The 18,172-nt window shown below is 72.6% G+C and carries 10 protein-coding genes; 4 read left to right on the plus strand and 6 right to left on the minus strand.

Annotated features, from left to right (window positions below; genetic code table 11):
- Positions 1–8 precede the first annotated feature (8 nt).
- A complete protein-coding gene (locus Pma05_RS29815; RefSeq protein WP_239313395.1) occupies positions 9–2,060 on the plus strand; it encodes a TOMM precursor leader peptide-binding protein in 2,052 nt (683 codons plus the stop codon).
- A gap of 131 nt (positions 2,061–2,191) precedes the next feature.
- Here the strand turns inward: Pma05_RS29815 and Pma05_RS29820 are convergent, their stop codons facing one another.
- The gene (locus Pma05_RS29820) at positions 2,192–2,383 is read right to left on the minus strand and encodes a thiazolylpeptide-type bacteriocin (protein ID WP_203860818.1); all 192 of its coding nucleotides are present in this window, start codon (positions 2,381–2,383) and stop codon (positions 2,192–2,194) included.
- Between the two features lie 152 nt (positions 2,384–2,535).
- Here Pma05_RS29820 and Pma05_RS29825 point away from each other — a divergent pair, with 152 nt between their 5' ends.
- Entirely contained in the window at positions 2,536–3,834 is a 1,299-nt protein-coding gene (locus tag Pma05_RS29825; protein WP_203860819.1) for an amidohydrolase, read from the plus strand.
- A gap of 81 nt (positions 3,835–3,915) precedes the next feature.
- Here the strand turns inward: Pma05_RS29825 and Pma05_RS29830 are convergent, their stop codons facing one another.
- The 4 genes from Pma05_RS29830 to Pma05_RS29845 form a co-directional block, all read right to left on the minus strand.
- Positions 3,916–5,799 carry a copper resistance CopC/CopD family protein gene (locus Pma05_RS29830; protein ID WP_203860820.1) on the minus strand — a complete coding sequence of 628 codons (1,884 nt, stop codon included), beginning with the start codon at positions 5,797–5,799 and terminating at the stop codon, positions 3,916–3,918.
- A 201-nt stretch (positions 5,800–6,000) separates the two neighbouring features.
- Positions 6,001–7,371 (minus strand): multicopper oxidase domain-containing protein, encoded by a 1,371-nt coding sequence (locus tag Pma05_RS29835; RefSeq protein ID WP_203860821.1) that lies wholly within the window; start codon positions 7,369–7,371, stop codon positions 6,001–6,003.
- Between the two features lie 144 nt (positions 7,372–7,515).
- Positions 7,516–9,819, minus strand: coding sequence for a YncE family protein (locus Pma05_RS29840; RefSeq protein ID WP_203860822.1), 2,304 nt, complete (start codon positions 9,817–9,819; stop codon positions 7,516–7,518).
- Between the two features lie 451 nt (positions 9,820–10,270).
- Positions 10,271–11,347 carry a radical SAM protein gene (locus tag Pma05_RS29845; RefSeq protein WP_203860823.1) on the minus strand — a complete coding sequence of 359 codons (1,077 nt, stop codon included), beginning with the start codon at positions 11,345–11,347 and terminating at the stop codon, positions 10,271–10,273.
- Positions 11,348–11,743: 396 nt separating this feature from the next.
- Between Pma05_RS29845 and Pma05_RS29850 the strand changes: the two genes are divergently transcribed.
- The gene (locus tag Pma05_RS29850) at positions 11,744–13,582 is read left to right on the plus strand and encodes an ABC transporter ATP-binding protein (protein WP_203860824.1); all 1,839 of its coding nucleotides are present in this window, start codon (positions 11,744–11,746) and stop codon (positions 13,580–13,582) included.
- Positions 13,575–15,416, plus strand: a complete 1,842-nt coding sequence (locus Pma05_RS29855; RefSeq protein ID WP_203860825.1) for an ABC transporter ATP-binding protein — start codon at positions 13,575–13,577, stop codon at positions 15,414–15,416. The genes Pma05_RS29850 and Pma05_RS29855 overlap by 8 nt, the downstream gene beginning before the upstream one ends.
- Here the strand turns inward: Pma05_RS29855 and Pma05_RS29860 are convergent.
- A complete protein-coding gene (locus Pma05_RS29860; RefSeq protein ID WP_203860826.1) occupies positions 15,404–18,049 on the minus strand; it encodes a helix-turn-helix transcriptional regulator in 2,646 nt (881 codons plus the stop codon). The two genes, Pma05_RS29855 and Pma05_RS29860, sit on opposite strands and share 13 nt — an antisense overlap.
- Positions 18,050–18,172: the final 123 nt, after the last annotated feature.

Below are 18,172 nucleotides of genomic sequence, written 5' to 3' on the forward strand. Positions count from 1 at the left end.
TGACCACAGTGGCCGGCGGCACCGGGGCGGCGACCACCGACCGGGACGGTCCGCTCACCCGGGCCGTGCGTGAGCTGGCCCGCTCGCTGCTCGACCGGTACGACCGGGCGGTACCGTCGGCCGGCACCCGGCTGCGCCGGCCGGCGGTGGTGTCCCTCGGCGCGGCCAACGTGCTGGACCGGCCCGACCCGGTCCGCCGGGACGCGAACGTGCACCTGACCGCCCGGGCGGTCCTGGTCGGTCCGTGGGGCGGCGGCGACGCGGAGGCGGCTGCCTGCGGGCACTGTCTCGGGCGGCGCTGGCAACGGCTGCGGGGCCGGTCCGAGCGGGAGGCGCTGGAGGTCGGCTCGGAGATCCGGGGCGCCGTGGACTGGCCGATCCTCACCGGCCACCTGCTCGACGCGGTCTGGTCGCTCTGCCAGGCGGTCCTGACCACGTCGGGCAGCCCGAGGATTCCGACCGACCCGGGGCAGCATCGCCCCGGCGGTGGTGCGCTGCCGTACGTCGGGGTCCCGGCCGGTCGGTCGGCACCGGACGGGCTCCCGACCCGTCCGGTGCCGGCGGACGCCGCCCTGCCCCGGGTGTCCCGGCTGGACCTCGCCACCCTGCGGGTGGCCACCCATCCGCTGCTCGCCGACCCGCTCTGCCCGAGCTGCGGCCGGCCGTCGCCCGACCTCGACGGCGACCGGAGGCTGGTGTTGTCGAGTCGGGCCAAGCCGGATCGCGCGACGTTCCGCACCGTCGGGTTGGCGGAGTTCGCGTTGCCCGGTACGGCGCTGGTCAACCCGGTCTGCGGAATGCTGGGCGCCGGAACCGTGGCCAACGTGACCTCGCCGACCACGGCACCGGTCACCGGCAGCGCCTTCGTCCGGGGCTATGCCGGGCTGGTCGACGTCTCCTGGAGCGGGCAGGGCAACTCGTTCCGGTCCAGCCACACCCTGGCGCTGCTGGAGGGCCTGGAGCGGTACGCCGGGACCCACCGGCGCCGAGCCGACCCGGTGGTGGTCGACTCCTACCGCAACCTCGCCGACGACGCGTTGAACCCGGTCGACGTCGGCCACTATCCGGCGGAGACCTATCGGACCGACCCGCTGGCCACCGCCTTCTCCCCGGACCGGCCGATGCCCTGGGTGTGGGGCTACTCGCTCCGGGACGACCGGCCGGTCCTGGTGCCGAGGCGCCTGTGCCACTACAGCAGCGGTACGCCCGACGACGGCTTCGTCTTCGCCACCTCCAGCGGCTGCGCCCTCGGCGGCTGCCTGGAGGAGGCCGTCCTGCACGGGCTGCTCGAACTCGTCGAACGGGACGCGTTCCTGCTCGGCTGGTACGGCGGCGCGCGGCTGCCCGAGATCGACCTCGCCTCGTGCCGCAGCCCCCGGATCCGTGCCATGGTCGACCGGGCCCACCTGCACGGCTACGACGTACGCGCCTACGACAACCGGGTCGACCTCGCGGTGCCGGTGGTGACCGGGCTGGCGGCGCGCCGGGACGGCGGTCCGGGTGCGCTCTCGTTCGCCGCCGGGGCCAGCCTCGATCCGGAGGGGGCGGTCGAGGCCGCGCTCGCGGAGGTGCTGACCTACATCCCGCACCTGCCCCGGCAGGTCCGCCGCCGCGAGGCCGAACTCGACGCGATGGCCGAGGACTACCACCTGGTCCGGCAGCTCGCCGACCATTCCGCGCTCTTCGGCCTGCCCCGGATGCGCGAGCACGCCGCCGCGTACCTCGGGCCACGGGAGGCGGCCGGAATGGCGGAACTCTATCCGGAGGGGGTGCTGCCCGGCGGCACCGACCTGCTGGCCGATCTGCGCTACTGCCAGCAGGAACTGGTCCGCGCGGGTTTCGACGTGATCGTCGTGGACCAGACCACGCCGGAGCAGCACCGGATGGGCCTGTACTGCGTCTGCGCCATCGTGCCGGGCCTGCTGCCCATCGACTTCGGCTGGCGGCGGCAGCGGGCGCTACGGATGCCCCGGCTGCGTACCGCGTACCGGCGGGCCGGCTGGCGGTCGACCGACCTGGCGGAGGCGGAGTTGCACCGCGTACCGCATCCGTTCCCTTGAGCGGGGGTGAGGGCGGGGACGGTGCCGGGGGCGGTCGGGCGGGCCCGATGGGTGGGCGCGGGGTCGGCGCGACGAAACCGGGGTGGCCGGCCGGACCAGGCCGGCACGACCACCCCGGGCGATACCGAGTGTCAGGCGCTGCAACTCGTCGTCGAGGTGGTGCTGCTGCACGTGCTGGTCGTGCCGGAGGACGAGCAGGAGGCGAGGATCGCCTCCGAGGCGTCCGCGTAGTCGGAGACGGAGAACGTCTCCGACTCCAGCTCCAGCAGCTCCTCGGCGAGGGAGGCGAGATCGCCCTGCGACTGGCCGAATTCGTTGACCATGGATCCTCCTTGGCGGATAGTGCCGGCACGGATGGTGCCGGCGAAAAGCGGCGGCACGATCGGTGCCACCCCCATCCCACCGGACGGCGCTCACGAGCCGGTCGTCGTCCGGCTGTCAATCCGCTCACCACTGTTGTCAGCGCCCCGGCACGATGAGCGCTGATCCGTCCGTGGCGCACCGGGCCGCCGCGATCCTCGCCGACTCCCGACCGGTGACCACCCAGGCCGCGGCGCTCTATCTCGACCTGCACGCCCACCCGGAACTCTCCGGCGCCGAGCGGCGCACCGCCGGGCAGTTGGCGGCCTGGCTGGCGCACGACCGGCTGCGGGTGGTCCGGGACGTCGGCGGGCACGGCGTGGTCGGAGTACTGGAGAACGGGCCGGGGCCGTCGGTCCTGCTGCGGGCCGAACTCGACGCCCTCCCGGTGGCCGAGCGGACCGGACTGCCGTACGCCAGCACCGTGACCGGGATCGACCCGGACGGCCGCCCGGTGCCGGTCGCGCACGCCTGCGGCCACGACCTGCATCTGGCGGCGCTGGCCGGTGCCGCCCGACTGCTGGCCGGCGCGCGGGACCGCTGGCGGGGAACCCTCCTGGTCGTCGGGCAGCCGGCCGAGGAGACGCTGTACGGTGCCCGGGCGATGCTCGACGACGGGCTGTACCAGCGGTTCGGACGGCCGGACGCGGTTCTGGCCCAGCACACCGCGCCCATTCCGGCTGGGATGGTGGCGCACGGTGCCGGTGCCATGCTCGCGGGCAGCAGGACGTTCGAGGTGGTCATCCATGGCCGGGGCGGGCACGTGGCGACCCCTCACCTGACCGTCGACCCGATCGCCGCCGCCGCCGGGGTGATCCTGCGCAGCCAGGCGATCGTGGCCCGGGAGGCGGCCCCCGGGGAACCGGCGGTGGTCTCGGTCGGCTCGGTACGGGCCGGCAGCCGGAGCAACATCGTGCCGGACGAGGCCCGACTCGACGTCACGCTGCGGGCGCTCCGGCCGGACCTGCTGGACCGGCTCGCCGCCGCGCTGGACCGGATCGTGCGCGCGGAGTGCGCGGCGGCCGGCTGTACCGAGCCGCCCGAACTCCGGGTCGTGGCGGAGTCGCCGGTCACCGAACCGGACCCCGCCCTCACCGCGGCCGTACGCGCCGGTCACGAGGAACTCCTGGGGACGTCCCGGGTCACGACCTGGCCGCCGTCGCTGGCCACCGAGGACTTCCCGTACTTCGCGACCGACGGCGTCCCCGTCGCGTACTGGATGCTCGGGTCGGTGGGGCCACGGCAGTGGTCCGCCGGTCGGGCCGGTGGGGAGCGGGGCGCGGGACCGGCGGTGATCCCGGGGAACCACTCGCCCCGGTTCGCCCCGCAGCTCGCCGGTACCCTGTCGACCGGGATCGCCGCCCTGGTCACCGCCGCGCTGACCCGACTCGGGCCGGGGGCGCCACCGGACTGACCGCGATCACCGCTCGATCGGCCCGGGTCAGAGTGCTCGTCGACGAACCTGGTGACCGCTGTCGGGCCGGGGCGACCCCGGTCAGGCCGAGACCTCCAGCTCGGTACGCACCGTTGTCTGGTCCACATCGGACGTCCGTACGGTGATGCCCACCTCCCAGCGGCCGGGCAGCGGCAGCGTGACGGTACCGAGGTAGTGGCCCGGCCCGGCGTTCGTCAACGGCACGGTGAGTGGACCGAGGTCCTTTGTGGGCAACCGCAGTGACACCCGAAGTTCCGGTACCGCCTTGGCGCGGCCGGTCGGGTCCAGCACCGAGACGTGCACGGTCGCCGGGCCGACCCGACGCGGCAGCATGTCCACCGCCAGCAGGCCGGTGGCGGCAGCTCCGGAGCCGGTGTCGAACGGGATCATCCCCCGGGGCGCCGGGGCGCCGCCGGTCTGGCCACCGGCGGTAACCGGCCGACCGTCGCCGACCGTCGCGGCGGACCCGTCGACGACTCCGGCCGGACCGCGCTGGCGGGCCTCGTACACCACCTTGGCCGGCGGCGTGGCGACCAGTGCCGCGGTCAGACCCAGTACGGCCAGCCCGAGACCGCCTTCCATCGACACCCGACGTCGGAAGTGGTAGAGCTGGTGCGCGTCGGGCCCGCCCGGGTTGCCCCGCCGCCGGCCGGGCCCGGCCACGGGATACTGCCGGTGCACCCACGAACGGGCGAGACCGCCCAGGGCGAGCAGCAGGAAGACGACGCTCACCTTCGCCAGCAGCAGCCGGCCGTAGGAGGTCTCCAGCAGCGCCGGGAGGGTCCCGACCTGGCGCCAGAGCTGGAACAGGCCGGTGACGACGAGCAGCGCCACGCTGATCACCGCGCTGCGGGAGAAGGCCGGAACGGCGGTCCGCATCGCGGCGAGGTCCCGAGCCGGCAACAGCGCCCCGACGAGCACCGCCAGGCCGCCGAGCCAGACGGACATCGCGACCAGGTGGACCACGTCGGCGGCGAGCGCCAGCGCGGTGAACTCCCCGGCGGCGCTGTGGTTGGCCAACCCCCACGTCGCGGCCAGGGCGGCACCGGCGCAGAGGACCGCGACCGGCGGCAGCCATCGGGTACGTCGGTCCCGGTCCTCGTCCCGGGCGGCCGGCCGGCGCAGCAGCAGTACCAGCGCGGGTGCCAGCAGGAGCAGCAGCCCCACCCGGGCCAGCAGGGCCACGCCGAGCCGGGTGTCTCCGGTGGCGGCCAGCAGGTCGGGGTCGAACGCACGACCCAACGGCAGGTCCGCCGAGTATGGTCCGTAGCCGAGGAAGGCACCGACAGCGCCCGCCAGCGAGGCTGCCCAACCGGTCCAGAGCAGGCGGCGTACGCCGCGTCGGGCGGCACCGGCCGGCCAGCCGTGACTGACGAAGAAGGCGGCGCCGACCAGCAGCGCCAGGGCCAGGAAGGCGACCCACCGGACGATGCCGTACACCGGGCCGGTGGCGGAACCGGACGACCGCGCCGCCGGCGGTCCACTCGGCGCGGTGCCGCCGAGCCCGGCGCTGCCGACCGTGAACGTGTACGCGCCGCTCACCGGATGACTGTCCGCGGAGACGACGCGCCAGGAGACGGCGTAGCCACCGTCGGGCAGCTCGGCACGCAGCCGTACGTCGACCGTGGTCCCGTCCCCGGATGGATGGCCCGGCTCATCGGTGGCCACGAGTTCGCCCCCGGAGTCGTACAGCCGGAACCCGTCCTTCGGTACGCTGACCGGCTCGGTGAACTGTAGTTGCAGCCGCTGCGGCGACCGCTGGTAGACCTGCCCGTCGGCCGGGGTGGACCGGATCAGGTCGGCGTGCGCCCAGGCCGGTGTCGGGGCGGCGAGCCAGGCCAGCACGGTGCCGACCAGGCCGGCCAGCACGGTGGCCACCAGCCTGGCCAGCCTGCCCCGGGTGCTGGGCACGGCGGTGGGTGGACGGAGCGGATGACGGGTCATCGGGTGTCCTTCCATAGTGGAGGGCGCGGGTGGTACCGGCCCGGTCGGGCGTTGGCCGGAACAGGGCCGGTACGCGGAGCCGTCGGGCCGGCCGCGCCGAGGTAGGTCGGGCGGCCGGACCCGACATCCGGTCGGGCGACCACGGCCACGCTCCGTCGAGCCGGATCACGGTCGCGGTGAGACCGGATGTTCCGATGGAGGTCAGGCGGTTACGTTGACGACCGTCACCAGGCCGATCATCCCGTCCGGTCCTTCGGAGTGCGAGAAGATGTGGCAGTGCAGCAGCCACTTCCCGACTTCCTTCGGCTGGAAGATGATGTCGAAGGTCTGCCCCGGCGCCACGGTCAGCGTGTCCGCCGCGTACGGCGTGCCGAGCTTGGCGCCGTCCTGGGCGACCACCTGGAATGACATGCCGTGCAGGTGCATCGGATGCATCTGCTCCGGGCCGGTGCCGACCAGTCGGATGTGCACCCGTTGGCCGACCCGCGCGGCCAGTGGCGCCGTCGCCGGGTACGACTTCCCGTTCAGGGTGAAGCCGTTGGAACCGTCCCCGATGGTCAGGGTGTAGTGCCGGTCGGCGGTGATGTCACCCAGGGTCGGCGTGACCAGCAGGGCGCCGTACAGGCCCTTGCCGACCTGGTTGCCGCCCATGTGCGAGTGGTACCAGTGGGTGCCGGTGGTCTTGACCGTCCACTCGTAGGTGTAGGTCTCCCCCGGCATGATGTGCGGCTGGGTGATGTCCGGGACCCCGTCCTGCGGGTTCGGCAGTTCCATGCCGTGCCAGTGCACCGCGGTGTGCTCCGGCAGGTTGTTCTGCACGATGAACCGGAGCCGGTCCCCCTCGTTGACCTTGAGAGTGGGGCCGGGGACGATGCCGTTGAACGCGTACGCCGGCCGTACCACCCCGGCCGACACCTCCAGGTCGAGCGGTGCCATGCAGAGTTTGAACACCTTCACCCCGCCGACCAACTCGAAGGTCGCCAGCCGGGTGCCGTCGCCCTGTTCGGCGCCGACCGTCGGGTTCTGGCACGGCGCGCCGCCCGGCGGCGGTCCGGTGGGGGTCGCGGTCGGGGGCGTGGTGGGACCGACCGTCGGCGTGGCGGTGGGGCCGACCGTCGGGCTCGGGCCCGGCGTGGTGGGTCTGGGTGTGGTCGGGGTCGGCGCGGCGGTGGTCGGCGGCGCGGTGCCCGCGTTGATGGTGCCGAGCATGTACGGATGGTTGCCGCAGAAATAGGAGTACGACCGGGCCGCGCTGACCGTCACGGTGAAGGTCGCGCCGGGCGGCATGTCCGGAGACGTGAAGTCGCCCCGGATCATGTGCACCGTTCCGTCGGTCTCCTGGTTGACGAAGGTCACCGTGTCGCCGGGGGCCACGTTGAGCACCTCCGGGCTGAACGCGAAGTTCCGGATCGCGACCGTGTGGTTGGCTGCCATCGCCATCCTCGGGGCGAAGATCGCCGCGCCGGCCGCGACGACCGCGAGCACCAGCAACACCGCCAGGACGAGCCGGCGTACCGGTGGAGACGTACTCCTCAACACCTGCCGGACGCCCGGCAAGCTCAGGTCGGACATGGGGTCTCTCCTCATCTACCCTGGTGAGAGCGCGCGGCATCGCGGACAGCCGACGCTGGCTGTCCGGCAGCACGCGATGTCGTCCGCCATGCGGGAGGGACCGTCCGCTTTACGGTCCCTCCCGCACCCTTGCGGCGGCCCCGGCTAGGAACAGATACCGGTGTTGATGGGGTTGAGCTGTGCGCAGGTGAGCTGGTTGGCCATGCTGGCCGGGGTGTTCTGGACCCAGCCGTTGTAGACGATCGGGAATGCGAAGACGCCCTGGCCACCCAGGCCGTTGTAGCTGGTCACGGTGTCGTCGGTGACCGTCCCCGGCGCGGAGTTCAGCACCATCCGGCCGACGATCGTCGCGTCGATCGGATTCCCGTCACCGTTCGGGTCGCCGTCGACCACCGACAGCGCGTTGGAGAACTTGCTCGACACGTACGCGTAGTAGCCGCCGCCCTGCTTGGCCCCGAAGTTGATGCCGTGGCAGCCGGAGTCGCAGGCCAGGGTCTTGACGACCTTGTCCGTCTCGGTGTCGATCACCATGATGTTGCTGGTCAGCGTGTTGGCCACCAGGACGTACTGGCCGTCCGGACTGACCGGGATCTGGATCGGCAGCCCACCGAACGGCCCACTGGTGGCACCGCTGACCGGGTCGTAGGTGTCCCACAGGTCGATCGCCTTGTAGCCGACCGTGCTCCCGCTGTCGGATCGGCAGGCGGGCCCGGCCAGCGAGATGCAGGAGACGCTCTGGCCGAGGAAGTTCGCCACGTAGTACTTCGAGCTGTCCGGCATCATGCCGGTCGCGATCGGCAACTCCTCGGTCTGCATCTTGGTGATCCCGCCGGTGGGCACGTTCACCACCGTCGAATCGTGATGGTTGACGTTCGGGGTCACCATCGTCTGGCCGTCCGCGCTCATCCAGTGCGCGTGCGGGTGCGCGGGGGTCTGGCCCGGGCCCTGCACCAGGATTCTCCGGTCGATCGCCGTTCCGCCGGGGCTCAACTCGACCACGGCGTTGCCGGCGTTGATCGCCACGTGCAGTTGGTCGGTGTCGGTCCGGGTCATCACGTGCGACGGGTCCGGGCCGACCTGGATGGTCCGGACCAACTGCCCGGTCGTCCGGTTGAACACCGTGAGCCGGTCGGAGAACCACTCCGTCTGGTAGATGTACTGGCCGTCCTTGTCGCTCCACATGTTGTGCGGGTTGTTCATGTTGATCTGCGGCAGCGCGACCTTCCGGGCCACCGTCCAGTTCTGCACGTCGACCCTGGTGGCCGCGCCCGACTTGGTCTTGCCGGCGTACTTCTCCATCTGGGTGTCGATCCAGACCTCGCCGACCCCGGGTACCGCCGGCCGCTGGGTCAACGCGGGCAGGGTCACCCCTTCACCGAACTTGCTCTCGTAGAAGGCGTCCAGCAGCGGGACCAGTACGGGTTGGCCGCTGCCGTCGTACATCAGGATCGGCGCCGGTGGGTACGACGGGTTCCACTGCTGTTCCTCGGTGTTGCTGTAGTTCTGCCAGTTGGTCGGCGAGGTGATCCGGAAGAACTTCTGCACCAACTGCTGCACCACGTCCGAGGAACTGGGTACCACCAGCCCGCCCTTGACCGCGACGTTCAACCGCTTTCCGAAGTCGAGACCGGGCGTCAACGGATCGTCGACCACCACCGCCCCGAGCATGTACGGGTGGATCTTGCACGCCCAGGCGTACAGCCCCGGCTCGACCAGCGACGTCTCGACGTCACCGATGAAGGCGCTGCCCTGGTCGAACGCCTGCGCGCCGACCGGCCAGATGAGACTGGTCACCGAGTGCGCGGAGGCCGCGTCCGGCGCCGCGACCTTGAACTTCGCCTTCGGGGTCAGGCTCAGGTCACGAGGTGCCAACTCCTCCAGATCCGCCAGGGTGTCCATCAGGCTGAGCCCGACGGGCAGGCTCGACAGCGGTATCGCCTCGCTCGAACTTCGGGTACCGAGCTGTTGCCGCAGTTGTTCGACCTGCGCCTTGGCCTGCTGGACGGTGGGGTTGAGGAAGCCGAGCAACCCACCCGCGTCGTCGATCGCGTCGGTGAGCTGATCCAGGTTGAGCAGGGTGGTGAGGTCGACGCCGAGGCTGCCCAGCAGCGGCGCCTCGCCGTCGATGATGGGCAGGTTGACCAGTTCGCCGAGGTTGCCGTTGAGCAGTGGGACGGAGTCGAGCGGCAGGTCGAGCAGCCTCGTCCGAGGCGTCACCGCGACGCCCAGCGAGTTCGTTCCGAACAGCGTCGTGCCGGTGTCGAACCAGGCGCCCTGGTTGTCGGTGAGGTCGAACATGACGGGAATGCCGACGCCGACCGGGGTGGCCCGCGCCGACACCGGTACGCCGAGACCGGCGACGACCAGCGTCGGCACCAGCAGCCAGGACCAGCGTTTCCGGGTGGCCTCTCTCCGTGCGGCGCGCACACCGTCAGGTGGGGGATGCATCTGGGCTCCTCCTAGGCAGACAAGAGACATCTGCGGCGGTGGACACGCCGATGCGAATGCGAACCCCACCACCGCAGTCGCCGGGGGACCGACGGTGGCCGGCCTGTCCGTTCGTCCGGCCACATTGCCAGCAGGCCAGTTCGCAGTTACGCCACTTCGCCGAAAGCGCGAAATACTCGATTAACGAAACTCTTCAATGGCTTGGGCGCGAATGTGCGCGGGACGTAACACCGAGGATCGCGCCGCCAAAGATCGCGACAGACACCACGGAGATCACGACCGTGGCCGAGACGCGGCGCCGAATCGGGCCGCCGCGAACCCACGTTACCCGGCCCGGTCGCCAGTGAGCTTCTTCAACCTCTCCTTGCGGTCTGACGGACCGCAGGGTCGGACGCGGTGCGTGAGCGCCGCGCGGTTCAGGTCGAGAAGGGTTCGGTGCCCAGGGAGGTGCTCAACCGCGGGCCGGGCGCAGCACGAGCTGCCGCGGTGCCTGCGCCGGGTCGAAGACCGGGCGACGGTCGATCCGGGCACGAACCTCGTCGGAGCCGAACCGGTAGTCGATACGGCGCACCACCTCGGCCCAGTCCGTCCTGGTACGGATGCCACGGATGCACTCCTGCACCCACGGGTCGTCCCACCGGCTGCGGGAACGTTCCCACAGGACGTACGGGTCCTCGGTCAGCAGGCTGCCGACCGTGCCCTCGTAGATCGGCATCGCCCGTACCCTGCCGTCCGGCTCGATCTCCAGGGGCCGGAAGTCGGGGTGGCTGGCGATGTAGTCGGGGTGCATCTGCACGCCGAAGTTGTCCGTGGTGCTGACGGTGACCGTCGCCGGTGCGGCTTGGGTGAGCCGCTGCCTCGTCCCCTCGTCGACCAGTGCCGCGACCTGCTCGTCGCTCAGCATCTCGTGCTCGCCGTACGACACCCGGCTGGCCAGGCCGGTGGGCACCACCGCGCCGAACGCCACCTCGCTCAGGTGTGGGAACCGTGGCGCGACCGAGGCGCACATCTCGTCGAGCTGGTGGTAGTTGCTCCGGACCACCACGTTGTCGATGCCGAAGCGCAGCGGCGACTCCCCGGCCGCGACCCGCCGGGCGCACTCCGCGTCGAGCAGGGCCAGCGCGGCCATGCACCGGTCGAAGGAACCGGCCCGGCCACGGATCCGGTCGTGCACCTCCGCCGTCGCGCCGTCGACGCTGACCACGATCTTGGCGACGATGGGGGCCAGATCCCGTACGGTCTGCTCCGGCAGTGACCATCCGCTGGTGTAGAGGAAGACCCGTACGCCCGCCGCCGCGAACCGTTCCACCACCTCCACGATGCGCGGCAGGGTGAGCGGTTCACCCCCGCAGAGCGTGATCATGATCGGCCGGAAGGTGATCAGCGCGTCCGCCACCTTCAGCATCTCCTCGTGGCTGAGGTTCTGCGGACGGCGCCGGCCCGACTCGGTGTAGCAGTGCGAGCAGCGCAGTGGACAGGCGAACGTGACGTCCCAGATGAGGACGTTGGGACCTGCGTCGACATTCATGGGACGGGTCTCCCGACAGGATCGGCAGTTCGGTCGCCGGAACTGTACGGGCGCCGAACCGCCCCGGGCATCGGCGACGACTACGCAAGGCCCACGACCGGATACGCAGGCCGGGAGCCCCGACGACGTGCGCGTACCGGCCGGCTGTCGGTGGTTCCGGCCGCGCGGTTGCGTACCCGACTACCGATTCCCCGGTGCGCCGGGGCACCTAGCGTTCTGGCGTGGCGGCCGCCACGGTTCACTGCCCGTCGCCAGTAGAGGAGGTGGATCATGCGCGCTTACCCGCCGGTCGACGCCTCGTAAGAGGGCAGCTACCTGATGGCGGTGGCCACCCCGCGCGGGTGGCCACCGCGGGGCTGGACGACCGAAACCGTCGACGTCGCAAGGAGTGTGCCCGTGTCGACCTCACCGACAGCCGGCGTGACCCGGCGCCCCGGCAGCGTGTCGGCGCTCGTCCGTGAGCTGCCGCGCGTCAGCACCCCGCTCACCGTGGCGCTCGTCGCGCTCGTCGCCGCGCAGGTGGCCGGCGTCGTACTGCTGCCACTGGCGATCGGGCGCCTGGTCGTGGCGCTGACCGCCGACGGGGGCCCGGCGGCGTCCCGGGAGGCGTGGACCGGGCTCACCATGCTGGCGCTGGCGCTCGTCCTGGACATCGCCCTGGAGCCGATCCGGGCGATGGTCACCGCGAAGCTGAGTACCGCGGTCGACGGCAGCCTGGCCCAACGCACCGTCGAGGGTGCACTGCGCCCGGCCGGGGTCGCGCACCTGGACGACCCGGACGTCGCCGACCAGATCGAGCAGGCGCGCGGGGTCGGGATCGGCGCGCACGCCCCCGGGCAGGCCGTCAACGCGCTGGCCTACCTGGTCCCGCTCCGCCTCACCGGGTTGGCGTCCGCGGTCCTGCTCGGCTGGGCCGGGCAGTGGTGGATGCCGGTCGTCCTCGGTGCCGCCTGGTTCGTCACCGGCCGCTGGCAGGAGAAGGAGATGGCCCGCGCCGTCGTCGCCAACACCGCCAGGACCGTCCAGCTCCGGCACGCGGCGTACCTGCGCGACATCGCGGTCACCGCGCCGTCGGCCAAGGAGCTGCGCCTGTTCGGCCTGCACCACTGGCTCGTCGAACGCTTCACCCGGGAATGGTGGGACGGCATCGTCGAGATGCGCCGAAAGACCACCGACGGCCGGCGACACCTGGCGGCGAGCGCGCTGCTGCTGGCGGCACACGTCGTGGTGGTGGTGCCGCTGGCGTACGGGGCCAGCAACGGCGAGCCGTCGGTCGGGCACCTGACAATCGCCCTCCAGGCGCTGCTCGGGCTCTTCGCCCTGGGGTTCACCGGCGACCTGCAACGGCGGCTGCACCTGGCCAGTGCGGCGGTACCGCCGGCGCTCGCCGTGAGTGCGCTCGGCACCCCGGTGACCGAGGTCGCCGGGCCGGCCGCGACCGGGCTGCCACACCGCGAGATCCGCTTCGAGCGGGTCTCCTTCGGATATCCCGGCGCCCGCCGCCCGGTCGTCGACAACCTGGACCTCGTCATTCCGGCCGGGTCATCGCTGGCGATCGTCGGGGACAACGGCGCCGGCAAGAGCACCATCACCAAACTGCTGGCCGGGCTCTACCGGCCGGACGCCGGCCTGATCCGCGTCGACGGGCGGGACCTGCACGACTACGACCTCGCCAGTTGGCGCCGGCAACTGGCCGTGGTGTTCCAGGACTTCGGGCGGTACCCGTTCTCGGTGCGCGACAACATCGCCTTCGGCGCGGTCGAGGCGACCGCCACCAGCGACGGGGTGGTCGAGGCGGCCCGGCTCGGTGGCTTCCTCGGCGTCGAGCAGGGGCTGGCGGACGGCTGGGACACCCCACTGACCAGCGCTTACACGGGTGGGACGGAGCTGTCCGGCGGGCAGTGGCAGCGGCTGGCGCTGAGCCGGGCGCTCTATGCGGTGCGGCAGGGTGCCAAGGTCCTCGTCCTGGACGAGCCCACCGCGCACCTGGACATCGAGGCGGAGTACGAACTCTACGCACGGTTCCTGGAGATCACCGCCGGCATCACCACGATCCTGGTGTCGCACCGGTTCGCCACCGTCCGGCTCGCCGAGCGGATCGCCGTGGTGCAGGGCGGCCGGGTGAGCGAGTACGGCAGCCACGACGAGTTGCTCGCGGCCGACGGCCGGTACGCCCAGATGTTCCGGGTGCAGTCCGCGCCCTTCACCGATTCCGCAGGAGGCCGTCGTGGGTAGCTGGCTGAGCGCCGCCCGCCTGGTGGTGGGCGTCGCGGTCCGGGCGGACCCGCGACGCGCGGTGCTGGTCCTGGTGCTCGTCCCGCTGTTCAACATCATCGCGGCGGCGCAGGCGCTGGGGCTGCGCAGCATGGTCGACGGCGCGGTCGCCCGGCAGCTCACCGAGGCGCTGACCGGTGGACTCGTCCTCGTCCTCGTCACCGTCTTCGTGCACCAGGCGAGCGCGGTCGCCACCGACCTGCGGCAGGTACTCCAGCAGCGGGTCGGGCTCGAGTTCGACCGCCGCCTGATGGCCCTGTGCTCCGGGCCCGCCCACGTCAGCCACTACCACGACCCCGAGTTCCTCGACACGGCCGAGCTGGTGAGGCAGCGCCGGACCGAATTCGGCGGCGCGTTCGCGGCGCTGGTCGAGAACGCCGGCCTGCTGGCCCGGTTCGTGGCCGCGGTGGTGCTGATGGCCCTGGTCAGTCCGATGCTGGCCCTGCTGCCGGTGTTCATCCTGCCGCTGGCCCTCGCCATCCGCTGGCAGGCGACCATCGTCGCCGCGGCCGAGGTGGCCGGCGCCGAGGCCGACCGCCAGCGTGCCGCCCTGCTCACCCTGGCCACCGATCCGGCCGCCGCCCCCGAGGTCCGGCTCTACCGGCTGGGCGGCGAGATCGCCACCCGGCACCGGGCGGCCTTCGCCGTCTCGGCACGCCGTCGGGAAGCGGCCCGGGCTCGTGGCGCCGTCGCGATGGCGGCCGGTTGGCTGCTGTTCTGCGTCGCGCTCGTGGCCGGGCTGTACCTCGTCACCCGGTCCGTGCTCTCCGGCACCGCCTCGGCCGGCGAGGCCGTCCTGGTGCTGCTGCTCGGCACCCGGCTGGTCGGCGCCACCACCGGGCTGAGCTTCCTGATCGGCTGGCTGCGCCGTTCGCTGCACACCGTGGCGCTCTACCAGCGGCTGGCCGGATATCCGCACCCGGGTGCCGCCGGCGGACGGAGCCAGGAGCTGCCCGAGCGCGGCGACCTGGTCCTCGACGGCGTCACTTTCCGGTACCCCGGCGAGGCGACGCCGGCGCTGGGCCCGATCGACCTCCGGCTGCCCGCCGGGGCCACCGTCGCGGTCGTCGGTGACAACGGTGCCGGCAAGTCCACCCTGGTCGCGCTGCTGGCGGGTCTCTACCCGCCGTCGACCGGGCGGGTCACGTTCGGCGGGCAGGACCTGGCGCAGGTGGATCCGGAGCTGTGGCGGAGCCGGGTCACCGCGACCTTCCAGGACTTCTGCCGGTTCGAGCTGCTGGCCAGGGAGTCGGTCGGGGTCGGCCGGCTCGGCGCGATCGACGACCGGGAGGCGGTCGGCAGCGCACTGGAATCGGCGGGCGCCGCCACCATCGTGGCCGAACTGCCCGCCGGCCTCGACAGCCGGCTCGGCCGGACGTTCCCGGACGGTACCGATCTGTCGTCCGGGCAGTGGCAGAAGCTCGCGCTCGCCCGGGGCCGGATGCGGACCGCGCCCACGGTGGTGCTGCTCGACGAGCCGGCGGCGAGCCTCGACCCGGACAGCGAAGCCGAACTGCTGCGCAGGTATCTCGCGCCGAACGGGTCGACCGCCGACGCACCGATCACCGTCGTCGTGTCGCACCGGCTCACCACGGTACGCGACGCGGACCTGATCGTGGTGCTGCACGAGGGCCGGATAGTCGAGTACGGCCCGCACGCCGAGCTGCTCGACCGGGCCGGCCGCTACGCGGAGATGTACGCGCTGCACGCCGCCGCGTACGCCGACGGGCCGGCGGTGCTCTCGGCCGCGGCGGCCCGGGGCGAGGTGGCGGCAGGTTCGGGTCAGACCAGGTAGGTGTCCGGGGCGGTCGGCATCCCCGGACCGTCCTGCACCGCACGGCTGAACCAGTCCGACCGCAGTTCACGACGGGAACCGATGCCGAGTTTCCGGTACACCCGGGCCAGATGGCTCTCCACGGTCCTGGCCGACACGACCAGCCGGGTCGCGATCTCCCGATTGGGTAGCCCGGTGGCGGCCAGGGCCGCGACCTCGTTCTCCCGGGCCGTCAGGGTCGGCGACGCCAGGTTCGGTGCGGGCAGACCGAGGGCAGTGCGGAGCCGACCGGCCAGCGCGACAGCCCCGGCGTAGTCCTGGTCGCGCCCGGACAACACCCTCGTGGCGGCCTCGGCCAGCCGCCACGCCCGCCGGTGCAGCCCCATCTCGGTGAGCCGGGTGGCCTGTTCGAGCAGGCCCGCACGGTCGCGGTCGAGCAACGCCAGTTCGCCGCGCGCCTCGGTCACCAGCCGGCCCGCCTCGACGTACCGGAGGCAGTGCGCGACCCGGTCGGCCAGCGCGACCGGCCGGTCGGCGGGTGGCAGCCGCGCCGCCCAGGTCAGGTACTGCAACTCGACGCTCCAGCAACTCGCCGCGTGTGCCGCCGCCACCGCCTCCTCGAACCGCCGCCCGGCGGACCGGGTGTCGCCCCGGGCGGCGGCGATGGCCCCGGCGGCCCACGGCCCGAGCCCCGGCAGCACCGCCAGCCGATCCGGGGGGTCCAGGTCCAGCACCCGCTGCGCCTCGGCCGGCTGCCCGGTCGCGGCGAGCGACACGGCGAGCCACGCCGACGCCTCCGAGCGGAACGGCCGGAACCCGACGGCCTGTTGCGCCAGTGCCTCGCGCAGCGGCTCGACGGCGCCGGGGTACTCGCCCCGGAGCAGCCGCGCGTATCCGACCAGCAGCGGCCAGTCGACGGCGCGCAGCCGGGTCCCGGGTATCGCCCCCGGTGGCCTCGGCCAGCGACCGAGGATCGGATCGGTGGCCGGCAGCGGCGCGCTGCCGTCCCGCCAGAGCCCGATCAGGGACAGCACCGCCGCGGCCAGGCCCGCCGTGTCCGGGGCCCGGACGCCGCCGGCATCCGCCAGCACCGCCGTACCGGCCGCAGCCGCCTCGTCGGTGCGGCCGACCAGGGCCAGCGCCAGGGTACGGGCGATCCGGCACCGTAGTGCGGACGAGCCGCCGGCGGAACCGGTGCCGGAGAGCCGGTCGGCGGCCCGGATGGCGTCGGCCGGGCGCTGGCCGACCAGCAGGACCAGCGCGTCGGCGCCGTCGACGGCGTCGAGGACCTCGGGTGCGGAGAGCGACGCGACGGCCCGGAGCGCCCGCAGGTCGGCGTGGGCCGACGCCGGGTCACGCTCCGTTGCGCAGCGGTGCAGGGCGAGCGCCGCCGAGAGTACGACGCGTCCGGTGGCCGAATGCTCGGACGCGGTCGCCTGGTGCAGTATCGACTGCGCCTCGCGGCCGGCACCCAGCTCGGCGAGCGCGTCGGCCAGTACGACGGTGGCGCGGGCGGACCGGTCCCGGCCGAACGCGACCCGGGCCAGCCGGAGCGCCTGCTCCGGACTGTGCGGGGACACCTGGCGGGCGGTATCCGTCAACACCGTGGCGGCGACCGGCGCACCCGCGGCCAGTTGCCAGCGGGCGACCGTGACCGGATCCGGTGTGCTACGACCGACCTCGCGCGCCGCCGCGACGAGCGCCGACGCGACCCGACGCCGCCGGGCCGGTGACACCTGCGTCCAGACGATCGCCTGGAGCAACGGGTGGCCGAATCCCACCGACACCCCGTCCTCGGTGTCCGTGGTACGCAACAGGTCCAGATCCTCCAGCTCCTCGACGGCATCCGGCGCGACCCGGTCGATCAGCTCGATCGGCAGGTCGTCGCTCACGGCGACCGCCGCCAGCGCGTCCCGGTGGGTCGGGGTGAGCCGGTTGGGTTCGGGCAGGAACAGCTCGACCAGATGCGGTGGCACGTCGAGCGGACCACGCCACCACCACAGACCCCGATCGTGCACCAGTCGACCGGTCTCGGTGCCGTGCCGGACCAGTTCGGTCGCCAGCCTCGGGTTGCCGCCGGTCCACTGGTAGACGAGCTGCACGGTGGTCGAGGCCACCGGGTGACCGAGCATCGCGTGCATCAGGGTCGCCGTCTCCGTCGGGTCCAGCGGTGGCAGGTCGACCCGACGCAGATGCCGGTCCTTCCACAGCGCCACTACGGCGTCGGGCGTCGCCACGTCCGCCCGGGTGGTGACCATCAGCCGGATCTGACCGTCGTGCGCGAGGCCGAGCAGGGTACTCGCCGACCGGTCGTCCATCCAGTGCGCGTCCTCCACGACCAGCAGGGGCGTACGCGATCGTCCACGTCGTACCAGTTCGGCGCGGATCCTGCCCGGGACGAGGGCCGGGTCGCCGGTGACCGGAAAGAGCTGCCAGAACGGCCCGAACGGAATCGGACGTCCCGCCTCGGTGGCGGTGGTACGGGTCACCGCGTAACGGTCGGCCGACAGTTGCCGGGTCACGAGTTCGACGAGCGTCGTACGGCCGGTCCCCCGCTGCCCCACCAGCACGGCGCCCCGGTCGGTGGTCACCGCGGTGAGGATCTGCTGGACCAGCCCGGATCGTGCGACCAGCGGTGTCCGGATGCGGTCCACGGATTGCCCCCTCCCTGCCGCGGACACCGACATCTCGCCAGATGTCGGCTGTGCCGTTCCGGAATGCGGTTCGGCTACACCGCCTGCGGATACTCCCGGACCGTTCCGAGGATTATTCCGGCG

This window comes from Plantactinospora mayteni (genome assembly GCF_016862935.1).
In the GTDB taxonomy this organism is placed as follows: Bacteria; Actinomycetota; Actinomycetes; order Mycobacteriales; family Micromonosporaceae; genus Plantactinospora; species Plantactinospora mayteni.